The sequence below is a fragment of the Maridesulfovibrio sp. genome, from assembly GCF_963676065.1.
In the GTDB taxonomy this organism is placed as follows: Bacteria; Desulfobacterota; Desulfovibrionia; order Desulfovibrionales; family Desulfovibrionaceae; genus Maridesulfovibrio.
This window is the reverse complement of record NZ_OY780933.1, coordinates 3,360,726-3,383,293: the sequence shown is the minus strand read 5'-3', so window position 1 is coordinate 3,383,293 and position 22,568 is coordinate 3,360,726. Positions and strand designations below refer to the sequence as shown.

Annotated in this window: 19 protein-coding genes; 2 read left to right on the top strand and 17 right to left on the bottom strand. The window is 47.3% G+C overall.

Annotated elements, in window-relative coordinates:
• A complete protein-coding gene (locus tag ACKU35_RS15210) occupies positions 1-924 on the top strand; it encodes a mechanosensitive ion channel domain-containing protein (protein WP_319760466.1) in 924 nt (307 codons plus the stop codon).
• Here ACKU35_RS15210 and ACKU35_RS15205 read toward each other — a convergent pair.
• The 12 genes from ACKU35_RS15205 to hmcA form a co-directional block, all read right to left on the bottom strand.
• Positions 921-3,194 carry a PAS domain S-box protein gene (locus ACKU35_RS15205; protein ID WP_319760465.1) on the bottom strand — a complete coding sequence of 758 codons (2,274 nt, stop codon included), beginning with the start codon at positions 3,192-3,194 and terminating at the stop codon, positions 921-923. The genes ACKU35_RS15210 and ACKU35_RS15205 overlap by 4 nt on opposite strands.
• A 24-nt stretch (positions 3,195-3,218) precedes the next feature.
• Complete coding sequence (locus ACKU35_RS15200; RefSeq protein WP_319760463.1) at positions 3,219-3,650, bottom strand: Rrf2 family transcriptional regulator; 432 nt, start codon at positions 3,648-3,650, stop codon at positions 3,219-3,221.
• 119 nt (positions 3,651-3,769) lie between these two features.
• Positions 3,770-5,695 carry a response regulator gene (locus ACKU35_RS15195; RefSeq protein WP_319760461.1) on the bottom strand — a complete coding sequence of 642 codons (1,926 nt, stop codon included), beginning with the start codon at positions 5,693-5,695 and terminating at the stop codon, positions 3,770-3,772.
• A 60-nt stretch (positions 5,696-5,755) separates the two neighbouring features.
• Positions 5,756-6,127, bottom strand: coding sequence for a DVU0259 family response regulator domain-containing protein (divK, locus tag ACKU35_RS15190; RefSeq protein WP_319760459.1), 372 nt, complete (start codon positions 6,125-6,127; stop codon positions 5,756-5,758).
• 141 nt (positions 6,128-6,268) lie between these two features.
• On the bottom strand, positions 6,269-6,622 hold the full coding sequence (divK, locus tag ACKU35_RS15185; protein WP_319760457.1) for a DVU0259 family response regulator domain-containing protein: 354 nt from the start codon (positions 6,620-6,622) through the stop codon (positions 6,269-6,271).
• A 100-nt stretch (positions 6,623-6,722) separates the two neighbouring features.
• Complete coding sequence (locus ACKU35_RS15180) at positions 6,723-7,616, bottom strand: universal stress protein (RefSeq protein ID WP_319760455.1); 894 nt, start codon at positions 7,614-7,616, stop codon at positions 6,723-6,725.
• A gap of 57 nt (positions 7,617-7,673) precedes the next feature.
• Positions 7,674-9,062, bottom strand: coding sequence for a sulfate respiration complex iron-sulfur protein HmcF (hmcF, locus tag ACKU35_RS15175; RefSeq protein WP_319760453.1), 1,389 nt, complete (start codon positions 9,060-9,062; stop codon positions 7,674-7,676).
• A gap of 32 nt (positions 9,063-9,094) precedes the next feature.
• On the bottom strand, positions 9,095-9,772 hold the full coding sequence (gene hmcE / locus ACKU35_RS15170) for a sulfate respiration complex protein HmcE (protein ID WP_319760451.1): 678 nt from the start codon (positions 9,770-9,772) through the stop codon (positions 9,095-9,097).
• Positions 9,773-9,794: 22 nt separating this feature from the next.
• Entirely contained in the window at positions 9,795-9,956 is a 162-nt protein-coding gene (gene hmcD / locus ACKU35_RS15165) for a sulfate respiration complex protein HmcD (protein WP_319760449.1), read from the bottom strand.
• 24 nt (positions 9,957-9,980) lie between these two features.
• Positions 9,981-11,153: a sulfate respiration complex protein HmcC gene (hmcC, locus tag ACKU35_RS15160; RefSeq protein ID WP_319760447.1), complete on the bottom strand. Its 1,173-nt coding sequence runs from the start codon at positions 11,151-11,153 to the stop codon at positions 9,981-9,983.
• Positions 11,153-12,211, bottom strand: a complete 1,059-nt coding sequence (hmcB, locus tag ACKU35_RS15155; protein ID WP_319760445.1) for a sulfate respiration complex iron-sulfur protein HmcB — start codon at positions 12,209-12,211, stop codon at positions 11,153-11,155. Before hmcB ends, hmcC begins: the two co-directional genes overlap by 1 nt.
• A gap of 29 nt (positions 12,212-12,240) precedes the next feature.
• On the bottom strand, positions 12,241-13,878 hold the full coding sequence (gene hmcA, locus ACKU35_RS15150) for a sulfate respiration complex hexadecaheme cytochrome HmcA (protein ID WP_319760443.1): 1,638 nt from the start codon (positions 13,876-13,878) through the stop codon (positions 12,241-12,243).
• Positions 13,879-14,321: 443 nt separating this feature from the next.
• Here hmcA and ACKU35_RS15145 point away from each other — a divergent pair, with 443 nt between their 5' ends.
• Positions 14,322-14,645, top strand: a complete 324-nt coding sequence (locus ACKU35_RS15145) for a DUF805 domain-containing protein (protein ID WP_319760441.1) — start codon at positions 14,322-14,324, stop codon at positions 14,643-14,645.
• Positions 14,646-14,741: 96 nt separating this feature from the next.
• On the opposite strand, the gene ACKU35_RS15140 is transcribed toward ACKU35_RS15145, so the two are convergent.
• The 5 genes from ACKU35_RS15140 to ACKU35_RS15120 form a co-directional block, all read right to left on the bottom strand.
• Positions 14,742-16,478 carry a LytS/YhcK type 5TM receptor domain-containing protein gene (locus tag ACKU35_RS15140; protein WP_319760439.1) on the bottom strand — a complete coding sequence of 579 codons (1,737 nt, stop codon included), beginning with the start codon at positions 16,476-16,478 and terminating at the stop codon, positions 14,742-14,744.
• Positions 16,479-16,534: 56 nt separating this feature from the next.
• Positions 16,535-17,326, bottom strand: a complete 792-nt coding sequence (locus ACKU35_RS15135; RefSeq protein ID WP_319760437.1) for a LytTR family DNA-binding domain-containing protein — start codon at positions 17,324-17,326, stop codon at positions 16,535-16,537.
• A gap of 78 nt (positions 17,327-17,404) precedes the next feature.
• On the bottom strand, positions 17,405-19,102 hold the full coding sequence (locus ACKU35_RS15130; protein ID WP_319760435.1) for a hypothetical protein: 1,698 nt from the start codon (positions 19,100-19,102) through the stop codon (positions 17,405-17,407).
• Positions 19,103-19,263: 161 nt separating this feature from the next.
• Positions 19,264-21,264, bottom strand: coding sequence for an HD domain-containing phosphohydrolase (locus ACKU35_RS15125; protein WP_319760433.1), 2,001 nt, complete (start codon positions 21,262-21,264; stop codon positions 19,264-19,266).
• A 9-nt stretch (positions 21,265-21,273) separates the two neighbouring features.
• On the bottom strand, positions 21,274-22,566 hold the full coding sequence (locus ACKU35_RS15120) for an HlyD family type I secretion periplasmic adaptor subunit (RefSeq protein WP_319760430.1): 1,293 nt from the start codon (positions 22,564-22,566) through the stop codon (positions 21,274-21,276).
• Positions 22,567-22,568: the final 2 nt, after the last annotated feature.

The window sequence follows — 22,568 nt, the reverse complement described above, 5'->3', positions numbered from 1 at the left end:
ATGGATTTTCAAGAATTATTTATATTCCAAGATGTTGAGTTGTTTGTTTATATTATAGGTGTGACTATTGTCGCTTTTATTTTGTATTTTTGGGTGAATATAAGGGTCTCTTCTTATAAGGAAGGTCGTGTTTCCCGTATTAAAGGCCTTGTAATAACAGATCCGGAAACACTCTCACCTATGCCGACAGAGATTTTTACAGCAAAAGAAACAAAGCATCAGGAGAGGAAAATAATTAAAGGCGTCAGGTCACGTTTTACTGTGATACAAAGGGCCTTTTTATATTTCGTTGCTATTATTTGGGCTTTTGCTGTGACTATGCCTTTTATCGGTAATGTACCAAGCACTATGCTGTCTGTGATTGTGGCAACAACTACTGTTATTGTAGGTATTGCGGCAAAGCCTTTTGTTGAAAATCTGATATGCGGTATAGTAATTAGTTTTTCCAGCCAGATCAGAGTAGGGGATACTCTCATTATTGATAAGCAATACGGAACGGTTGAAGATATTTCTATAACCCATACTAAGATTAAGACTTGGGACTGGAAACGTTATGTTATCCCTAACAGTCGAATGCTGACAAAAGAATTTACAAATTTAAATCTGGATGATTCCCGGCTGTGGTCATATCTTGAGTTTTGCGTCGCTTTTGACTCAGATATGGAGCTTGTTCGTGATATTGCTATAGAGGTATCTTCACAAAGTGAATACGCTACTTCCAGCGAAGATCCGCAATTCTGGGTAATGCGGATGGAAAAGGAAAGTATTGTCTGTTGGATTGCCGCGTGGGCTGAAACTCCTGCAGAAGCTTGGAATCTTAAAAGTGATATGGCTATAAGACTGAGTAAGTCATTGCAAGAACACAATATATCCACACATTTATCAAAAGTTGATTTGTGCTCCCGTCATGATTGCGCATTTTAGTCGTCCTCTGTTTTATCCCCGCGCGGGAAAGTGATGGTAAAACAGGCTCCCTGATCCGGTTTGGTGGATGCGACGATGGTTCCGTTATAGTCCTTTATTATCCCATAAGAGATGGACAGCCCCAGTCCTGTCCCTTTGCCGACGTCTTTGGTGGTAAAAAAGGGCTCGAAAAGTCTGGTCTGTATGTGTCCGGGAATCCCCGGCCCTGTGTCGCAAATCTCAATGCTGATTATTTTTTCTGTGAAGTCCGTGGAAATGTATATCTTTTTGTCTTCGGCAAGGGGAACAGCATCTTTCCAGCGTTCTTCTATGGCGTCACGGGCATTTATCAGCAGGTTAATGACCACCTGTTCCAGACGGTTGGAATCGGCCATAATTATGGGCAGGTGACTGTTCAGGTTCCATTCCACATAGATGTTGCGCAGGGTCAACTGTCTGCTAAAGAAATCGAACCCACGCCGCAGTACATCATTTACTTGTACCGGCATGGTTTTCATGTCCGACTTACGGCCGAATTCACGCATGTGATCGATGATTTTGCTGGCCCGGTTTACGTGTGTGTCAACGCCTTCGGCCATCTCGTGCAATATTTTAGGCTCCACCTGCTGGCCTCGGGAAGCTTTGCGTAAAAGCAGGTTGCTGATTGTCTTGAGAATAGCAAGCGGTTGGTTCAATTCGTGAGCCACCCCGGAAGCCATTTCTCCTAGAGTGCTCATCTTGCTGGCTTGAATCAGTTGCTGTTCAGCTTCAAGTTTTTTGGTCACATCGCTGCAGGTTATGATCAGGGTCCGGTTGCCGTCAAAATCAGCTGGAGAGATTCGCAGGATTACGTAAATGGATTTTCCGCTTTTCGTGAATTGTGAACAGGGACCTATTTCCGTCTTAACCTTAAGCAGATGTTCATAATCTGCTTGTTCCTCTTCCCGGAAAAGTGTCAGGAAGGAATTTCCAAGAATCATTTTACGGGTGTAGCCATATATTTCTTCCACCGGATCATTACAATTAAGTATGTTTAAATTCTCCGCATCGAGCACGAACACGGCTTCCGGAATTGAATCAAAAATAGCATGATAGCGTTGTTCGGAAGCGGCGAGACTTTCTTCCAGTTCCTTACGCCGGGTAATATCAAGCATCATTTCCATTGCGGCTACAATGTTGCCTTCCCGGTCTTTGATGGGAGATGTATAGACGATCCAGTGTATGGGTTTGCCGGTCTTGGAAAGGCCGGATTCTTCACTCATGTGCGGGGTGAGATCATCAAAGGTTCTTTCCACCGGACATTGCTCGCATTTGCAGTCACGATTCTTGTTTACCTGATAGCACTGCCTGCCGCGGGGAAGTCCGAAATGCTTTTCATACGCTTTGTTGTGCCGGATGACGCGAAAATTAAGATCAACAACACAAACAAGGCAAGGGACATTGTCGAAAAGGTCGCGGTATTCTTCTTTCTGTTCCAGCAGATCGCGATGCTTTTCCTGCACCTGCTTGCCCATCATATTAAAGGCTTCGGCGAGCGTTCCGATTTCATCAGTCTGGTCAAGCTGAATCTCAACAAAATCCTGCTCCGAACCGAATTCCCGGGTGGCGGTTATCAGCCTGCTGATGGGTTTGAAAATGAAGTTATAAGCAAAGATGAAAAGCGCCCCGAATGTGGCGATAAAAACTATCATCGCTATGCCGAAATTAGCTTTTTCAAATGTCGCCAGTATGGAATTTTTTTTCTCTGTTGAAATTTCAAGATCCAGCAGCCCGAGCAGCTTTTCATTAACAGAGTGAACGTGGCAGGGTCCGGGAGCGCACCCTTTTGAATTAGGAATAGGAGTCATGATGCCCATGAACTTTTTCCCGTTTACTGTTTTAAAGCGGGTTCGCTGTTCCAGGCTCATTGTGTCGGGTGGATTATCCTGCTTATGGCAATTCCAGCAGGGCGGGCTCTTGACATCGATAAGATTGCCGATTTCGTCAGGGTCGTTGGAGTAGATTATCTGCCCTTTTTTATTGATAATCCTGATGGATTTGATATCGCCCTGTCTGGTGATATTATTGATGTCATTTTGTATGAATTCTTTGGAATCGAGCATCATTGCATGATGCAGACTGAGCAGTACGGTATCGGAAAGCATGGCAATATCGGACTGGATATTACCCGTAACATTTTTCTTGAAAAAGACTACATTGAAGCTGGTCCAGAGGATAATGCTCAGGAGCAGGGTGATGCCACCTGAGAAGATCATTTTCATGATCAGGGTATGACGGTATTTATTGAACAAATTACGCTCCCTGAATTTTGAAAATTATTCAGGCCTGTCCATGGGACATAAATTAGCGTCTTTGATCAGGTCGGCAAGGGTGTATGAGTCGAGCATTTTGTACATGGCCTGATTGGCGTCATCCCAGATGGATCGGCGCAGACAGACAGCAGCTCTCGGGCAGGTAGTCACATCGCCATCACAGTCCAGAATCTTATCTTCCCCTTCAAGAGCTTCAGTGAGTTTGCCGAGAGTAATTTTTTCCGGGGCCATGGTCAGCACATTACCGCCATTGGGGCCGCGTTTTCCAATTATGTATCCGGAATGTTTTAATATTTTTAGTATTTTTTCCAAATATTTTAGGGAGATGTTTTCACGGCGGGCGGAATCTTTGCTGGGCACCGGTCCGTTTTCTGAGTGCAGGGCGATATCGAGTAGTAGTCTCGCGCCGTATCTTGAGCGTGTGGTAAGTTTCATTTTAAATATATTGGCTTAATATTATTGGATTATTAGATGTTTAATGATTTTTATAACAGGATACAGTCCGGATTGAAAGCGCAATAATACTATGCTCGCACACGCTGTAAAATTGGAGCTTATTTTTTCAATTCAGCTTTACGAGGCAGGGTAATTGTAAAGGTGGTTCCCTGTCCCTGTTCTGAGTCAACGCTGATGCGTCCACCATGTTGTTCGATGGTCTGATTGGATATGAACAGGCCGATTCCGGTTCCGCGTTTACCCTTAGACGAAAAGAAGAGGGTGAATATTTTTTCCCGGGTTTCGCGGTCCATTCCTGCACCATTGTCAGTGATAGTCAGTTCAATGCTGTCGCCGAGATCCCGGGCTGAAACGTTGATGAAGTATTCATGACCGGGAATTTTCCGTTCGCAAGCATCTACCCCGTTTTCAAGGAAATTGACAATTGCGGCGGACATTGAACTGCTGTCCACTTCAATGCTGCCCATTTCTTCAGGAATATCGAGGTTGAATTTGACATTTGCGGCAGCGGCTTTGGAAGCAACCAGCGATGCTGTATCACGCAGGAACGGGCCTGCGGGAATTTGTTCAACCTCGATCTCGCGTGATTTTGCGTAATAAAGGATGTCCAGCACCATTTTCTTAACTTTACCCACAATATTTTTAAGAACCACCGCTGCTTCGCCGACGCGTTCCTGATCGTTCTTGCGCAGGCCTGATTCAAGCCGGTAAATACCGCCGTCCAGAGCAGTAAGCATGCCCTTAACTCCGTGGGACATGGAACCGAGCATGAAACCGAGAGAGGTAAGATGATCCTGAAGGCGTCTGATTTCGGTGATGTCGGTAGACAGTTCCATGACCTGTTTGATTTCGCCGTAAGCGTTGCGGATAGGGGCAGACCAGACCAGCATATTCTTCTGCTCACCGTTTTTGGTCGTAACCACGGTTTCCATCTGATGGGTCTGGCCGTCTTTGAAGGAGCGTTGCACCGGGCATTCTTCACATGGATGCTCGCGATGCTTGTATGAATTGAAGCAGGGTGCGCCGAGTATGGTGTCAAAGTCTTCCTGAAAACGTTTGTTGACTTCTGCTATTGTGTAATCCCGATTCTGGACTGAAATATAGCAGGGCGCTTCGTCAAAAAGACGCTGAAATTTGTATTGTGTTTCAAGCAGCTCGTCATTGAGGCGTTTGAGCTCGGTCATATCAACGGAAATATCGAGTACAAGTTCAATGTCTCCGTCTTTGTTCGGGATGGGAGCCGTGTACACGGTAACCGGAATTTCGGTGCCGTCTTTACTTACGAAAGTTTCCTTGCTGCGTTGGCCCTTTCCTGTCTTGAAGGTCCGTTGCACCGGACAGGCATTCCCCGCTGATTCACGATCAGAATATATATCAAAGCTGTTGTAGCCTACGACATCACCCAAGCGTTCCTTGAGGAGTTCGTTGGCGGCTACTATTTCCAGATAGCGGTTATGTATGGAGACAAGGCAGGGCAGTTCGTTGAAAAGGCCGCTGCCGGTTTCAACTTCGTTGGCCGCGCTGGAAAGTGCTTCGCTAAGTCCTTCCACAACCTGACAGGCTGCATTTTGACGTTCCAGTTCAATTATGCGCTGGGTTTTTTCTTCAACGAGACGTTCAAGATTTTCAGTGTATTCGCGAAGCTGAGCTTTAAGCTGGATTTTTTCCATGACTCTGCCCAGAGATATTTCCAGAACCTGATTGTCGATGGGTTTTGTGATGAAATCCGCGGCTTCGGATTTAAGTGATTCGATAGCGAGATCGAGGTCGCCATGCCCGGTGAGCATAATTACCTCGATGTGTGGATGGTCGGCTTTTACTGCTTTCAGCAATTCGATGCCGTCCATGCGGGGCATTTTTATATCTGTGAGAATAATCGCCGGATTTAATTGATCGATGACCTCAAGTGCAGCTTTTCCATTTTCAGCGGTTTCCACTTCATAGCCGAGGTCCATCAGGGTTAGTCCCAGAAAACGGCGGATACCTTCTTCATCATCAACCAGCAGCAGCTTTTTATTACTCATCGAAGCACCTCGCGAAAGATTGAAAAACGGACTTTCTTGAAAATAAGGTCAGGACCTGAATCAGTCCTCGCCGCTATTTTCTCCCAATGCTTTTCGCACAATCTCAATGACCTCAGTAGGGTCAAAAGGCTTTTTGATAGTTGCGACCGCGCGTTTGATGGCCATATGTATTCCCGGCAGTCCACTGATAACAATTACCGGTATTTCGGTAAATTGCTCTTCCAGAGTCAGTCTGCGGTAAAACCGGGGCCCCCATTCATTGGGCATTTCAAGATCAAGAGTGATCAGGTCGGGTTTCTCAGCCATTGCAACATCATAGGCTGACGTTCCGTCAAAAGCGCGGCAGGTGAGGTATCCGTGATCCTCGAAAACATTTACAAGGTAGTCTACAATATACGGATCGTCATCCACGACCATTATTTTTTTGGGCATGCTTGTCACCTTTTTAGGTATTGCAGCAGGTTATAAACCTTCTGTTGGGGGAGAAGCCTACACCGTAGTTCCGCACTCTTTCAAGTTAAAAAAAACGGCCGGCCAGCACACGCTGCTGACCGGCCTCAAAATGGATTCCCGTTAGCCTATTGTTTCTTTAACAATTCTGACCAGCTCTTCTGCGTCGAAGGGCTTTGTCAGGGTGGCTACAGCCTTGGGAATTGCGTACTTGTTTGCCTGAAGTCCGCTGATTACGATTACCGGAATTCTTTTGAATTCATCGCTCTGGGAGAGCTTACGGTAAAAGCGCGGGCCCCACTCGCCCGGCATCTCAAGGTCAAGGGTGATCAGATCGGGTTTTTCTGCTGTTACAACCTCCATTGCAACAGCCCCGTCATCGGCCATAACGGTTTCATAACCGTTGTCACCGAAAAGATCTCCCAAGTATGAACGGATATCCTGATCATCATCTATAATTAAGATCTTCTTAGACATAATAACTCCTCCTGTTGAATCTTCCCCTTCGTGATTCCCGGCAGTGTGAATGGTTCGGCTGCCGGGAATACGATATATTCGATTCAGTTGTGCTTACGGCCTAAACTTTATCGGGCTTGCTGACGCTGACCACCGGGCAGTTTGCCCTTAAGATGACCTGTTCGACAGTGGAACCGATACGTGCTCTTTCCGGATCAAGCTCATTTGTGTGGTGAGCAAGGCAAATAAGGTCCATGCTTTTTTCACGGGCGAGCTTAACGATTTCTACGTAGGGAGTTCCTTCCCATACTTCGATGTCATAGTTCTTGAAATCGCCCATAAGCGGGACATAGGTATCTCTGATGCGCTTGCGGGCGGTAATCAGTTTTTCCTCGATTTCATTCTGGTCCAGAACCTTGCCGCTGATGTCCAGGGCATGGAAGATAGTCAGGTCGCAGTCGAGTTCGCGGGCTGTGGAGAGAGCGAATTTAAATGCGCTCTCAGCCTGCTTGGAGAAGTCGGTACCAAAAAGGATATTGGAGAACCCGCCCCAGTATGATGCGGATTCGCGGTGTACGGAAAGGACCGGGCAGCGAGCGGCTTTCGCCACTTTTTGCAAGGTACTTCCGGGGTAGCCTTTGTGGAAGGAAGTGTTCTCACCGGAGCTTGCGGCCATAACGATGAGATCACTGTCTGCCTTGCGGGCTTCGCGAAGAACTTCGCGAGCGGGTACACCTGTTGTCAGTACGATTTTTGCGTTGTCGGCACCTTCAAACTGTTTTGCGAAGGTGGTCTTGAGTTCTTCTTCGACCCAGGCGAGATATTCTTCATCAATCTCTACTTCTTCACCGGTACGCACATCGTTGACAACATGCGAGAATGCCTTGGTAGGCACTCCCACAACATGGAAGATGGTTACTTCGGAACCGTAGCGTTTCGCCATGTCGAAAGCTACGCGGGCGGCACCAAAGCTCGCGGGGGAGCCGGTAGTCGCCAAAAGGATTTTCTTAAACATGTGACACCTCGTTCGTTGCGGACAATATCAGATCACCTGTCGGAGAGACGGGTGTTACTACCATTCGACTCGCATGCCTTCAGGTACATCGAGCATACCAATGATCAGAGGCTTGAGGAAAGACCAGCGGATGCCGATTTCATATTCCTCTTCAAGGTCACGGATGGCGTCCCAGCAGTTATGGCAAGGTGCGATAACCAGCTTACAGCCAGTAGCTAGAATCTGGTCCATTTTCTTGCGCAGGGCCACGTTACGTTCGTTACGATAGCGACCGATTCCGTTGAATCCGCCACCACCGCCACAGCAGTAGTTGTGTTCCTTATTGGGTGCCATTTCAACAAAGTAACCGGGCTCAACGATATAGCTGAGAATTTCCCTTGTTACATTCTTGAGGCCTTGGTTTCGCACGTAGTTGCAGGAATCCTGCAGAGTTACGGGTTCCTTGATTTTCTTGGCAGGGTCGATTTTGAGCTTGCCCTCACGCAATGCCTCAGCCAGCCATTCCACGTAATGGATGTATGGTTTGGGAGGCAGCCCGTCTTCACGTCCGGCCCAGTAGGGCCCTTCGATAACGGTTGCGCGGTGTGCGTGTCCGCACTCTGTGCCGATAACACGTTTAGGATTAAGGCGCTCGATGGCGTCGTAAACGTTGTTTACGTTATCTTTGCAGCATTCCCAGTCGCCTGCGAACATGGACAGTGATGTCTGTTCCCAACCTTCGGAAGGTACGGTCCAGTTTTCGCCTGCCACATGGAAGAGGATAGCCGCTTCAGCGACATCTTCAGGGTAGTGCTTGGGTTCGCGAGCATTACAGGTATACATGATGTCAGCATCCTGTTTGTCCACGGGGATGGTCAGACCCGGCCATTCTTCCTCGGTCTCTTCGGCCATCCATTCACATGTTTCAACCCAGTCTTCGGTGGTCACGTCCATCTGTGCCCGGTAGACACGGTGCATACCGGAACCGATTTTCAGTTCCCAGGGAACGAAACCCTGAGAGTAGAGCAGACCGCGCAGATAAGAGAACATAACACCCATGTCGATACCGTGGGGACAGTACATACCGCAGCGGTTGCAGCAGGTGCACTGGGACCACGCCACCTTCATGCAGTGACGCATGAACTCGTTATCCACATTTCCTTTTCTCTTGACCATTTCGCCGAGAGTGGACTGAATTTTATAAGAAGGAACCTGCTCGGGCACACAGTCGTTAACCTGATAAAGGAAGCAGCTGTCTGCGCACATGCCGCAGTGGGCACATATTTCGAGCCATGTTTTGGTTCTTGATTTCAGGGTTTTCTGGATGGTGGCCCACAAAGCGTTGGTATCCACATCCAGTTGTTCCATTTCAGCATAATATTGCTTGCCGCTCTTATCTGAGAGAGTCAGCTTGAGCTGCTCATCAGTTGTGATCGGCTGTCTGTTACAAAGCTTACCTTGAGGCATTTTCTTTCTCCTGTTGGCTATATTTCTTCCTGTTACCAGGAGAATGTGGAGCCCTTCATGCCGCCGCGTTTGATGCCGTAGTCCATTCCGAGCTGTGCACGGGAACAGAAGAAGAGCACGCAGTGGCTGAGTTTGGTGAAAGGCAGGCACAGCAGCCAGATTTGGCCGGTAATGATATGGGCCAGCAGCCAGAACTGGTAGTCACCCATGTGGTAACGGGCGATAAGGCCGGTTACGAAGGGAGCTACAGTGATCACCAGCAGCAGGTAATCATAAGCTGTGGTGAGGATTCTGACTTCCGGGAGCGCGATGCGGCGCAGGATGATGGCAAGACAGGCCACTATCACGGTCCAGGAGAGCAGGTCCGCCATAAAAGCGGGCATCTGCGGCAGGCTGAATCCCAGATTTTCCTGCAGCATCACGTTATGAGCAGCGAGGAAAATGGGGGTTGCAAGCAGTCCGATGTGGAATGCAAAGAATATAAAGGTAAAGCCGGGTTTAGTCCGCCAGCCGCGGGCGCCAACGGGGTTAAGCCAGCTGATTATTGAATTGAATGCACCTTTAAGTCCGTAAGACATATGGGCTTTATATGCTACACGGTCGAGCTGCTGGCTGAGGCCCTTGAAGTAGAGCACTACGCGCACCAGCAGGCCGCCGAAGCTGATTGCGAAAACCAGCCAGCACATAGGCCCGGTCAGAAGTTCATACATTTTGTTTCTCCTCGTCTAGCGCTTAATGGTGGTCGCCGTAGTCTTTTTTGTTTTCGTCACGGTAGGCTTTTCCGCCCATGAGGAACTGCCAGAACAGGGTCGCACCGACCAATGCTCCACCCATGAAAAGGTACATAATACCTTTAGTGAATGTGTAGTATTCCTGGAGGTTATGTGCTTCCATTTTTTTGTCTCCTTTCGGGGCGGCCTAGTGGTCGCCCTTATAGTCGGGATGCTCGAAAAAGATGGGCATCCGGGTGGTGATGAAACGGAAAATCACAACGCCGAGAGTGACGATGAATACGGAAACTCCGATTTCACTCATGCTCGGGAAGTACCTTTCGGCTGCGGGCAGCTGATAGTTGAACGCGATCATTGAAACGTTGAACCTGTTGAATACAATTCCGAGAACGGTGATTATCGCCGCTTTCTTGATCAGGCCGATGTTTTTGTCACGTACACCTACTGCGTAAAGGAAGCAGGGAAGTGCCACAAAGCCGAGCATTTCAGTTATGAACAGCAGGCCGTATCCTGTTGTCAGGTAGTGCCAGTTGTTGTCATAGGCCACGCCCATCATTTTGATGAAAAAGTAGCCGAAGAGAACCAGAGATGCTGCTTTACCGAAGCCTAGAATAACACCATCGTGATGCTTCAAGTATTCTTCATCCATCATGCGATGCAGTTTTTTGTGGGACAGGGTGCCCTCAAAAATAACCATGGACATACCGGCGGCGATACTTGAAACGAAGAAGTACAGCGGCATATACGGTGAGTACCACAGCGGATGCAGCTTCGACGGTGCAATGGTGTACAGCGCGCCGAGAGATGACTGGTGGAGAGTGGAGAGCACTACGCCTAAGATAGTCAGAACGAGGGTTACTTTCATAACTACGTTTCTGATTTTCTTCCAGCCCAGCCATTCAAACATGGCCGGAGTGAACTCAATGAAGAGCACTGTCAGGTAAAGCATAACGCACAGACCAACTTCGAAGAGCAGGGAGGTTGTTCCCTGAGAAACGAAGATGGGGAACGGGAGCCTCCACGGACGACCAAGGTCGTACAGCAATGCAAATACAACCAGCGCGTATCCGAGGAAAGCGGTCAGGATTGCCGGACGTACAGCAGAGTGAAAACGCTTAAGTCCGAAGATATAGCAGGCAGCGGAAGTTGTGTATCCGCCGGCTGCAAGGGCAACACCGCAGAGCAGGTCGAATCCGATCCAGATTCCCCACGGGTTGTTGTCATCAAGGTTGGTCACGGGACCGATACCCTGAGTGAATCTGATTACAGTCAGAATCAGTCCAACTATAAGGATGGTTCCGGCAACCAGATTGAAGGTATTGAAGACCGATTTAGGTCCGTTGTTTTCGGGAGTGGACATTAGGATTCCTCCTTCTCGCTGTTTTCGTCCTGCTCTTCTTTAGGAGCAAGTGCTTCTTCCACAGCTTTCTTGACCTCGACTTCGATCTTGCGTTTGTTGGCAACATCAGCCTTTTCAAGAGCGTCGGAAAGGGTTTTTTCAGCTTCCGCGCTTGCTTTTGCAATTGCGTTGTCCACTGCGTCTTTGCGCTCTTCATCGGCAATTTTGCTGTTGCGTTTGCTTACAGCGTATATGCCTCCGAGAAGTACGGGCCAGAGTCCTGCGACCATGGGAACTGCTGCCAATGCACCGGCAGTGAGTTCAGGTGCGGATTTGGTGCCGAGGTCTTCGCGCATGCCGATTTCCTTGAAAGGAACGCCGGAAAGATACATCCAGCTTGTTCCGCCCATTTCGTGTTCACCGTAAAGATGGTCAACGTAACGGTCGGGGTTGCGGCGGATGCGCTCGCGGGCGATTTTTATCAGCTTATCCCTTTCACCGAAGACAAGTGCTTCTTTGGGGCAGCCTTCAACACAGCCGGGCAGTTTGCCTTCGGCTAAGCGGGGGGCGCACATAGTACACTTCATGACTCTTGGGGTCAGGGGTTCGTCATATTCGTAGGTCGGTATTTCAAAGGGGCAGGCTACCATGCAGTAGCGGCAGCCGACACATACCGATTCATCATAAACAACTGCGCCGTTGGGCAGTTTTTTGAATGCTTTTACAAAGCATGCGGACGCGCAGGCAGGCTCAAGACAGTGGTTGCACTGGGACTTACGGAACACGGGGTGTTTCGGTCCGCCGTACTTATTGACCACGGTAAAGGTCTTGGCGTCAGTTCTGCGTTTGGTGTCCAGCACGGACAGGTCGTCGAATTTCTTCTCCGGTACGGGAAGTTTATTGACCTTGTTGCAGGCTGCTTCACATTTGCGGCAGCCGATGCAGCGGGTAGCGTCAAAGAGTACACCCTTGCTTCCGGGATAACCTTTGAACTCATGGCCTGCGGCCTCAGCCCCTGCGGGGAGACTTGCTCCCACACAGGCTGCGCCCAGCATTCCGAGGAATGTTCTGCGTAACATTTATCTGTTCTCCTTCAGGCTATCCGTTACTATTTCTTCGCGTGACATGCGGTGCAGTCAGTTGAAGCAGGCTTCTCGAGGTTCATAGCGTCATGACAGGTCATGCACTGAACGTGATAAGCACCCTTGAGGGCCGGACGTCCGTCTTGAACTTTACCACCGTGACAGCTGGCGCAGCTCGGAGGAGTAGCGCTTGCTGGGCTGTTGTGATGACAGCTTCCGCACACGGTAAGAGGTGTGCTGTGGAAAGCATTAGCCATTGCATCACCCTTCATGCCGTTAACCAAGGTCATGATGATCTTGCGGTGGGGGAGTTTGCTGGCTTTGTATTCGTTTTCAAGGACGTTGATGGTCACGAATTCGGGAATGTCCTTTTCCGCAATCAGGGCCGGAGACTCGGGGCGTTCCATAATCAGCTTTGACGCAATGGCAGCCTTGGCGGAGGCATCCATTTTGACAGGCTCGCCGGAGGTTGAAGCAGGTCCGTTGTGACAGACCTTACAGGTTTCTTCGGATTTGATTGCGTTCTGGGGCATAAGCTCGTGACAGCCTGCGCATTTCGGATCTTTCTGCTTAACAGCATGACAACCAACACATGATCTGGTGCTGTCAGCTTTATGCATTGCCTGATCAAGAGTGACAAATCCACCCTCTTTAGAACCACGAACGGTGTGACATGAGGAGCATGCCTTATTCATGGTAGCATGGTGGCAGGAGCTGCAGGAATCAGTGTAACCTTCGTGGGCCTTGTGGTTGAAAGCTACGGCAGCCATGCTTGCTTTTGCAGCAGCATTTTCCTGTACAGGGGCGGTCAGCAGAACAGCGTCGGGCTGTTTTCTGGGGAGGCGGGGCAGTTTTCCACCCAGCTTTTTGAGTACCGCAGCGTTGTCTTCTTTGATGTCCGCTTCATGCATTTTGCCGTGGCAACCAGCACAGTCGACAGGACCGGTCTTCTCGGCTTTAGCAGCTTTCATCTCAAGGTGACAGCTTACACACTGACCGTGGTAGGCTTCGGAGGTAGTCAGTTTGACATTACCCTCAGGCTTTGCTGTGTGACATACGCTACAGTTTTCTTCCTGTCCTTTTACGTATTCAAGTTTCTTTTCGAAATCGTTGTATACGTGGTGACAGCTTCCACAATTAGTGTCCTGACCTTCATCTTTGGCGATGAGTTTGGAATCCCAGTGGCGGTAGTGGAGAACGTTCTCCATGCCGGCGGGAGCGCGCTCAGCCTTGATTTCAGGATCGGCAATGTGACAGCTGCGGCATTCTCCGACCTGAGGTCCGGTTTTACGACCGGCCTTGGCGTCGGCAGCATGACAGCTGATACAACCATTGTGGTAAATTTGTTTGAGTTGTTCGGGGGTACCGTTTTCAAGTCTTTTGAACTTGTAGGTTACTTTCCCGTCGGTTTTTTCGTGGCATGCAGTACAATCCTTGTTCTGCTCAGCCATCGCCTTGGTGTGTGTATCGTGGAGAAACACAACAGCAGGCAGTTCCAGTTTTTCCTGAGCGGCAATAGTGTCGATCATAATCAGATCAGGACGCTTGTTGCCATTCTCCTGTGGGGTTCCGACCATGCTCATCGCTTCCATATGGAAGCCGAGCACCCCGGCCAGGACAATCAGGATACCGGACAATCGCAATAGTTTCTTTCCGTTTGCCATGATATGGATCCCCTCTCAATGCAATTGGCCTTGGAGCTTGATACTCCGACCTTTGTTGCTCCGGTCGGTTTTCCGTAGTTATTCCCGGCTGTTACTTCCCCCATGGAAAGCCGTGTAATGGAAATACGTATGGACCGTTCCGGCGCGCCTCATTCCCCATCAACTGGGTTGGTATTAATACCTCCCCACTCGATAGGTTTTTATACCTGCCCGATAGGTATGTTATTCGTCAGTATTCCGTCAAGGGGTGTTTTCAAAAAATTGCGGTTAAAAAAAGGGGCTCGCGAATGTTGAATTTTTCATATTTTTCATTGCTCTTGAGAGGAGGTATTCGGTCTATAAATTTAATCGGTTAGTTTGAAAATCCTTGACACGAAAAGCAATTGATCCGACAAGTTGCCCAGTTACACGTCGTTATTGTCGTGGGAGGAGGTAGTTTATAAATGAAGCATTACATAGAAATATTGAAGAGATTTAATGATTTTAAGGGAGAGGCAAACTACTCTGAGTTTGCTTGTTTTGCGGCTTATCATTGCGTAATTATTTGTGTGTTGCTTTTCTTGGGGTACGCTGTTGTTCATCCGTTGGCGATAAAAGTGATTAATACTCTGAGCGGGCTGTTTATAGTAGGAACTTTGCTGCCCTGCATCGCACTTTTTGTGCGTAGACTGAATGCCTTGGGGCGGAATCCCAAGCTGGTGTTGATCGGTTTGGTACCGGTTGTCGGGTTGGCTTATCTCTTTTTTATATGTTTAAAAAAAGATTAATTATAAAAGGTTTTTTCAAAATTTTGCTCACTAAAAAGGGCCTGAAGTTATACTTCAGGCCCTTTGATTTTTGTCGGATATGTATAAATTTATCGTCTACATAGAGCTTCCCGCAAACTCGCGCATCTGGACTCCAGTGCGTAGTTTGGGAACCCGGAAAGAAATCTCGGTTCCTTTCTCGTGCCTGCTGGTAATCAGCATCTTGTATTGCGGACCGTAAATCTGCTCCAGCCGCTGGATGCAATTGCGAACACCGATTCCTTTTTCTCGGGAGTCGATTTTTTTTCTGGTGTATATAGCTTCAATTTGTTCCGGAGTCATGCCGATGCCGTCGTCTTCGATGGAGACATCCATTTCATCATTGTCGCAATGAATATTAATGGTCACGGTGCCGCCTTCTTCACGTCCCATGAGACCGTGTTTTACGCTGTTTTCCACCAGTGGCTGAATAATCAGCGGCGGGATGGGCCAATCCATGCACACTTCTTCCACATTGATGTTGACCTTGATCCGGTCCCCGAAGCGGGCCTGCTCGATAGCGAGATAGCTGTTCAACTGAGCCAGTTCTTCGTGCAAAGGTACATAGCCCCGGCTACTGTCCAGATTTTTGCGCATGTATTTAGAAAGTTCCAGAAGCAGCTCCCGCGCACGATCCGGATTGGTGCGGCAGAATGATGTCACCGTGTTCAGTGAATTGAACAGGAAATGGGGATTAATCTGGGCCTGTAGACGGCGTATTTCCGCATGGGTCAGCATCTGTTCCTTTATCTGGATTTCTTCTAATTCCAATTGGGTGGAGCAGAGATTTGCCAGTCCTTTAGCCATTTCAAAGGAAAGCTGGTTAAGCTGGTTTTTGCGGGTGCCGTACAATTTAAGTGTTCCGACAACCTGTCCGTTTTTATGCAGGGGGACTACAGCCGCTGAAGTGAAAGGGCATCCTTTATGGGTACAGCCGATTCTTTTGTTATTTTCAAGGAATAGCGGTTCGCCTTCGATCAAGACTTTCAGTGTCGATTCCGTGCGGATTTCCTTGCCGGGCAGGTGATGGTCGGCTCCGGCACCGATGTGGGCCAGCACATTGACGTTATCAGTAATAGCAACAGCTGCGGCATTTAAGTAGGCCTGTATGATTTTAGCGGTTGCCTGCGCCGAATCAAGGTTCAGGCCTGATCGTAAGTGACTGACTGTAAGATTTGCAATATCCAGAATGTGCTGCGCTTTTACAGAATCCTGCTTGGTCCCGTGGCGGAAGACAATGTTGATGACCTGTGCAAAAAGTGCCGCTCCGAAGGTATTTAGCACGATCATAGGCATGGCAATCAGCTTTACCAGCTGCAGTGCTTCTTCATATGGGTGGGAAAAATAGAGAACCATGATCATATGGATTATCTCGCCGATGAAAGCCAGACCTGCCGCGGCTCGCCAGTCCATTTTGTTTGTCAGGTGCAGGGATATGATTCCGGCGGCAAATCCTTCAAGCATGGTTGCCGTTCCGCAGGGGATGGCGCTGAATCCGCCGAGATCAATTAGGATGCGGTGTCCTCCGGCGATAAGTCCTGCTCCGAGTCCGACAAGAGGTCCACCGAAAAGTCCTCCGGTGATAACAGCCATGGCGCGCAGGTTCGCAACGGATTGAAAAACGAAGTTGCCGCCGTAAGTTCCTAATATGCCGCACACTCCGAAGATAAGAATCTGCATGGCTGTATCGACTTTGGGAGAGCTTTGGCGGAGACCGATTTTATGGACCGGAGTAATGGTCAGCAGTAGAAAAGCTCCGGCAACAATAAGGCCGAAACGTTCGGCTAAAGTAATAACTAATGTTTCGGGATTCATAATAATTTTGTAAATATTTTATCTAAAAGGTTTAAGGCCCGGTCTTTCTGCAGGCATCAAACTAATCCTAAATGTTGACGGAAATCTTTAACCCGACCTTTGCTGATAATGATTTCCTGATCTTCAATATGCTTCATTGTTACCACATATTTACCGTTAAACCATGGTGCGAAATCCCTCACATGGTTCAGGTTGACCATTTCTTTTCGATTGGTGCGGAAAAAAGGTTGTCCCTGCAAGCGTTCTTCAAGCTTGTCCAGAGTTTTATCACCATAGCAGGGAAAAATAGCCTCCCTCGTGTAGATCATGATCTTGCGGTCTTCCACCCGGCAGAGGATTACATCGGAGGGATCAATAAGCATTATACGTCCGCTTGCTTCCACTGAGATGCGCAACACTTTTGTGCCTATGCCCATGGTGTGAAGTAGAGCAGTCATATCCGGTAACTCTACTTTTTCCGTGCAATTCTCATAAGCCAAGCAGCGAATCCGTTGGATGCTTTTTCTCAGTCTCTCACGGGAAAGAGGCTTGAGGATGTAGTCCACGGCATTTTCTTCAAAGGCCTGCAATGCGTATTCGTCATATGCGGTGGCAAAGATAACAAGCGGTGGTTCGGGGAGTTGCATAATCTCATGTAGCACATGGAACCCGTTTTTGCCGGGCATCTGTATATCCAGAAAAACAAGGTCAGGTTGTTTTTCAGTAATCAGCTCGATTCCTTTGGTCGCGGATGTGGCAGTGCCTACGATATCGATATCGTTATAATCGGAGAGTAAAAAACTAAGCTCATCAAGAGCCGGAGTTTCATCATCGACAAGTATACAGCGTATATTTTGGATGCTGGGCATAAGTTGGTCTTTAAAGATTAATTTTCAGAAAAGCAAATAAGAAACGGGGTGCCATCTGCAAACGGCACCCCGTTGTTGTTATTCAGCCTTGTGAACAACCAATTGGTCAAAGGGAATATTCCATCCGAAGTGAGTGCAGGCTTCTACACTGTATCGTTGCAGAGCCCTTTGTAATCGTCCGTATAGTGCGGCGATATCCCTATGAAAATCGGCGATTATGACAATGTTGAGTGATGATGCTCCAGCAGATTCAAATTCAACGTTCAGGTTGAGAACGTATTTGGAATAGTCGTCTTCTTCCAATTTGGCCGAAACAAAATCTTTTGCCTGTTTAAGAATGGTGGATGTGCAGTCGGCCTGATGCGCATAGTCAATACCGAATACGGATTTCAGGCGGAAGTTGCGGGACAGGTTCTTGGGATTTAGTCCCAGAAAGTCGGAGGTTTGATAGGTGATGTAAGCTCCACCACGCTGGATCACTTCGACCATATCCGGGGACTGGCTTACCACCTTTCCCCGAACTCCGTCTGAAAGGATTACCCAGTCATCAATCATACAGGGGAACCATGGTTCATTTTTTCCTACCGGACGTGAAATAACATTTTCCAGTTCGCCTATGGGCACCCTGATCCGGCTGGGACTTAAAGCTGTATTTTTAAGTTTTGCGAAGAGGGCAAGCCTTTCCACCTGCCACGGAATTCCTTTATATATCATCAGTTCATTTTCACGTACGGAGCCGAGGTTGAGGATCAGTTTTACCTGTTCATAATAACGGGTGAATCCTTCGCGGGCTGTCCACAGCGCTCCGAAAATAAATATGATTGCAATGCTGAGCAGGAACCAGTCACCGGAGATATAAAGGGTGAAAAGTGAAGCTGATGTTGCTGAAATAACGGTGAATATCAGTAAAAGAACTTCCAGCAGACGAATGTAGAAGGGCCGTTCTTTTGCTTTGAAAACCGGATAGCTTTTTTTGAATATTCGGTCCACAAAACGGAAAAAAATGAATACCCCGGCGAAGGCCAGCATGGCTACGAGGATGTTTTTCCCCCTGCTTTTGAAGAATACAGCCATGACTTTTTTGGTTGATTCATAGAAGGATTGTTTATCCTTGGTAAGTTCATTCAGCTCAAAGCGGGCAACATCAAGCTGATTATCAATGTTAGTCTGGTGTTTTTCAAATTCTCCTTTCAGGTTTTGCAGTTCCTCTTTAAGGTCAGCAGATTTAGTTGCATTTATTAGATTCGTGATGCTTTGAACTGCTTCTTCAGCTCTGGGAAGTCTACTTTCAAAATATGCGACCCTGCTTTTCAGCCTTTCAATCTGCCGGGGGCGCTTGGTCATTTCTTTAAGTTCTTGAAGCAGGGGCCGTACAAGAGTTTCCACTTCTTCCTGCCAGGCGAAGTTCTGTTTTCCGGTTTCATTGAAAATAGAAAGATCGAGTCCGGTGGCTACCTTAATGAAATTCTGGCGGACGTTCTGGAGCTGTAGATTTAGGTCGGCTAGAGTAGCGGAAAGTGTTTCCTTGTCTATGGGCTGGGTTGATTTGTTGAGTTGCTTCTTAACGCTCCGAATTTGTTCTTTCAGCTCGGTTTTATATTGCAGCAGGTTACTAAGTGTTTCAGTTTGAGAGCTGCCCAGATTCGTTAATTGTTGTGCACTATCTGCAGGCAGGGCGATGGACTCCGGTACAGCATGAGCATTCAGCGGAGTGAATATGAGATAGGAGAATAGGATAATTATGAGTGTAAGATCTCGAAATAAATTAGAGTTCATTTGGTCCTCATGGGGTGAGAATTGCTTTTTGGTATGTTTCCATTTTATAATTTAATGAAAACAGAATGCTATAAGCAAGTGTTAATTATGAAATAGGATTGTCGGTGTTAATTAAAAACAAAGATAAAGATTGGTTTTCAATTCAGATTCAGGATTTGTTGTTAAATTTCAACATGACTTTCCTGCAGAATTATTTTTCCGGCCTGAGTTTCAATTACCGCACCGAGAGCTTCAATTACCGTACTGTCGTATTTTTTGTCGGCCATGCTTTGCAGTATTTCAACGGCTTGTCGAGCAGTTTTTGCTTTTCTGTATGAACGTTTCTGAACCAGTGCGCTGAAGGTGTTGGTTACACCGAGGATTCTGGCCAGAGTGGATATCTTTTTGCCTTCGAGGCCGTTGGGGTAGCCGGTACCGTCGAGTGTTTCCTGCATTTGCCATATGGTTGGGATGATGGGAAGGTCGAATTCAACTCCTTCCAAAATTTTACATGTATGTTCGATATATCTTTGGGTTTCTTTGATTTCTTCGGGAGTAAGTTTACCTTCTTTTTCCATTATTTCTTTAGGAACAAAGGTCTTGCCCACCTGTGAAAGAATGGCAGCCGCTTCTACCGTGGCGCAGTCGGCATCACTTAATAAAAGAGTTTCTGCAATTTCAAGGGCCAGCTTACGCATCAGCGATGTATGACCATCAAGAAATGGAACACTTTCAACTGCCCTGATAAGCGCATTGATAACCTGCTGGCGGACTTCAATACTCTTCTGGGCTGCGTTTTTTTCCGTAGTGACATCGCGGAATACCGTGAGTATTGAGTCTCCGTCTTTCTCAATTGAGCAGGGGAGGAAGGTTACCTGCATGGTCGAGGTATAGATGCCTCGGGTCAGAGTCATTTCTTCGCTATAGGAGCTGTTGGACATATTGACCATCTGATCGCCGTGGGAAAGTGCTTCCGCTTCCTTATGGTCGAAAACCTGATTGTCGGTCAGATTCAGGGTTTCGCTTTTTCCCAGTCCGGTAAAATCCGCAAATGATTTATTTACATGCAGGAAGGTTCCGCTATCACTTTTTTTCAGGCTTATTGGTTCCGGCAGGGCGTTATTTACTATTCGCAGAAGTTGCAGTTCCTTTTGCAGAGCAGGTATTTTTTCTTCCAGTCTGGAACTTTTACGATGGTATTTTCGTGTAGATGCAATGAATCTTATTGTCAGGATAAAGAAAATTATCGCGGCAAGGGAAATAATTCCGAAAAGGATAGTCTCGTGTCGGTAAACAGTGAAAATCCTATTGGGCACAGCCACGTCAGTTTCGATCATTACCCACCAGTTTACAACGGGTATGAATTCTGCGGAAGAGTAGACCTGATTGGTCATTGAAAGTGCGGTTCTTACTCCGAAATCGACCTCACTGACCCCGTCTAAAGAAACTTTCATGGATTGCAGCTTCAGGCTTTCCGGGTAGCTGAAAACGATCTCTTCGCTGGTTTTTCCCTTCTGTTGTATAAGGTGAATTGAGCTTTTGTATTTAAAAGTTCTTTCTGATCCCAGAAAAGCTCGCAGAATGTGGGTCATGGGGACTTCAAGCATAAGTATATGCGACGGAGGTTCTGAAGTGCTGGTGGCGTATGCGTCGTATACCGGAACGAATAAGTAGGTCACAAGGCCGTTATTTATGCCTTGCAAAGGGGAAAATATAGGGGTGCGGCTATGCAGGGTGTTCTGCACTGCTTCCTTGTATTCATTGCGGATACTTTCGTCCGGTCCCACAGTTGAAGCATAGATGTTTCCATCCGGTTCAAAAAGAAATCCAGCTGAAAAACCGCAGACCTTTACAAAGTTTTTCAGGTCCTCAAGAGCCTTGGAGACTTCTTCCTTATCCGGTGAGTTCAAGCTGTCCATTGCAATTCTGAAAATTCGTGAGCGGGCAAGTTCTTTTCCGCGCACAACAAAATTCACCAATTGCGAAGACAGCATTTCGGATTCATTCTCAACAACTGCCTGCTGATATTGTTTCAGATCGTCATGGACAGCATTCCCTTTTTCTTTCCAGAGATAGTTCACTGTCTTATAAGTGCCACCTGCCACCGTTAAGATAAGCAGTACAATTAACAGATTTTTTATACTGAAGATGCGTTTAAATATTTTAATGGTTTTACTCGGCATTATTGTTTCCTAACGGGTACTGTGTTCAGAGAGGGCTCCGCGCATGCCTCTTGTGATAGGTGAAAGCAGGTATTCAAGAATGCTTTCTTCACCGGATAGAATATTAACTTCAACTATCATGCCCGGCAGGAATTCTTTCACTTTGCCTGCGTCTTCCCTTACCGTATTGAAAATAACCCTGTAGTACCATGTGCGGGTGAGGTCATCAAAATAGGTTTTGGCCGAGATGTTGACAATCTTGGCTTTGAGCATGGTTTTTTCGGAAAATTCGTAGGATGACGGACGAATTTTAGCCATCATCCCGTTCCATATTTTGGTACGGTCACGAGGTTGAACCTTTCCTTCAATACGGATTGTCGCATCCAAGGGTACAATCTCGGCCAGTGCCTGTCCGGAACGGACAATACCGCCTACAGTATTTGCGGTCAGTTTATATATGGTTCCGTCGATCGGGGAACGAATGACGCTGCGGACAATCTGTTCATTAGCGGCATTCAGTTCTTCACGAACCGACTTCAGTTCCGAGGTTACCTGATTAATTTCTTCACGGATGTCGCGATAAAAATCTAGATGCTCCTGATTGATGCGTTGTTCAAGTTCTCGTATTTCGAGGGAATATTCGTCTCTTTTGTTGTATATTTCAGCAATACTGGTAGTTATTTTTGCCAATTCGGTTTTGCGTTGCAGAAGCAATTGCCGGGAACCGATGCCTTTTTTTACCATTGGTTCCAGCATATCAAATTGTTCTTTGAGAACCTTCTGCTCGTCCAGCAGGTTTTTTACATGCTTTTCACTGGCGGAGAGAGCAGCTCTAGATTGCTGGATCTGGGTTTTGAGGATGTTGATCTTTTCATTCAGAGCATCGCGCCGGAAGCGGGCGAATTGGATTTCGCTTTTTTGTTCCGGGTTGGATGCTTTGACTGAAAATTGATCTGTATCATCTTTACTCTCAGCAATCAGGCGGTCCAGTTTGGCCTGCAACCGTTTCATCTTGATGAGTGATTTGTTTCTCTTTTCGGTTATATTGGTATTGGCGATAGCCATTAATTCCTGATCCTTACGGACAGTATCGCCTTCTTTAACGAAAATCTTTTCAACAACACCACCTTCAAAATGACCAACAATTTTATCAGTCAGGTTGGTCTCGACAACACCTTGAGCGCGAACAGTTTTTTCGATCATGCTGTTGTGAGCCCATACAATGAATATGGTCATGAAAGCAATAATGAGCAAGAGAACTATGCAGTTTCCGAGGCTTTTCTCTAAAGACCAGAGTAGATTATGTTTCCAGTTTTTACCCATTG

What these genes read in the sequence shown, in the direction of transcription:
- ACKU35_RS15210 (WP_319760466.1), top strand. Translation starts at nt 1, where the DNA reads ATGGATTTTCAAGAATTATTTATATTCCAAGATGTTGAGTTGTTTGTT.
- ACKU35_RS15200 (WP_319760463.1), bottom strand. Translation starts at nt 3,650, where the DNA reads ATGAAACTTACCACACGCTCAAGATACGGCGCGAGACTACTACTCGAT.
- ACKU35_RS15195 (WP_319760461.1), bottom strand. Translation starts at nt 5,695, where the DNA reads ATGAGTAATAAAAAGCTGCTGCTGGTTGATGATGAAGAAGGTATCCGC.
- divK (WP_319760459.1), bottom strand. Translation starts at nt 6,127, where the DNA reads ATGCCCAAAAAAATAATGGTCGTGGATGACGATCCGTATATTGTAGAC.
- divK (WP_319760457.1), bottom strand. Translation starts at nt 6,622, where the DNA reads ATGTCTAAGAAGATCTTAATTATAGATGATGATCAGGATATCCGTTCA.
- ACKU35_RS15180 (WP_319760455.1), bottom strand. Translation starts at nt 7,616, where the DNA reads ATGTTTAAGAAAATCCTTTTGGCGACTACCGGCTCCCCCGCGAGCTTT.
- hmcF (WP_319760453.1), bottom strand. Translation starts at nt 9,062, where the DNA reads ATGCCTCAAGGTAAGCTTTGTAACAGACAGCCGATCACAACTGATGAG.
- hmcE (WP_319760451.1), bottom strand. Translation starts at nt 9,772, where the DNA reads ATGTATGAACTTCTGACCGGGCCTATGTGCTGGCTGGTTTTCGCAATC.
- hmcD (WP_319760449.1), bottom strand. Translation starts at nt 9,956, where the DNA reads ATGGAAGCACATAACCTCCAGGAATACTACACATTCACTAAAGGTATT.
- hmcC (WP_319760447.1), bottom strand. Translation starts at nt 11,153, where the DNA reads ATGTCCACTCCCGAAAACAACGGACCTAAATCGGTCTTCAATACCTTC.
- hmcB (WP_319760445.1), bottom strand. Translation starts at nt 12,211, where the DNA reads ATGTTACGCAGAACATTCCTCGGAATGCTGGGCGCAGCCTGTGTGGGA.
- hmcA (WP_319760443.1), bottom strand. Translation starts at nt 13,878, where the DNA reads ATGGCAAACGGAAAGAAACTATTGCGATTGTCCGGTATCCTGATTGTC.
- ACKU35_RS15145 (WP_319760441.1), top strand. Translation starts at nt 14,322, where the DNA reads ATGAAGCATTACATAGAAATATTGAAGAGATTTAATGATTTTAAGGGA.
- ACKU35_RS15140 (WP_319760439.1), bottom strand. Translation starts at nt 16,478, where the DNA reads ATGAATCCCGAAACATTAGTTATTACTTTAGCCGAACGTTTCGGCCTT.
- ACKU35_RS15135 (WP_319760437.1), bottom strand. Translation starts at nt 17,326, where the DNA reads ATGCCCAGCATCCAAAATATACGCTGTATACTTGTCGATGATGAAACT.
- ACKU35_RS15130 (WP_319760435.1), bottom strand. Translation starts at nt 19,102, where the DNA reads ATGAACTCTAATTTATTTCGAGATCTTACACTCATAATTATCCTATTC.
- ACKU35_RS15125 (WP_319760433.1), bottom strand. Translation starts at nt 21,264, where the DNA reads ATGCCGAGTAAAACCATTAAAATATTTAAACGCATCTTCAGTATAAAA.
- ACKU35_RS15120 (WP_319760430.1), bottom strand. Translation starts at nt 22,566, where the DNA reads ATGGGTAAAAACTGGAAACATAATCTACTCTGGTCTTTAGAGAAAAGC.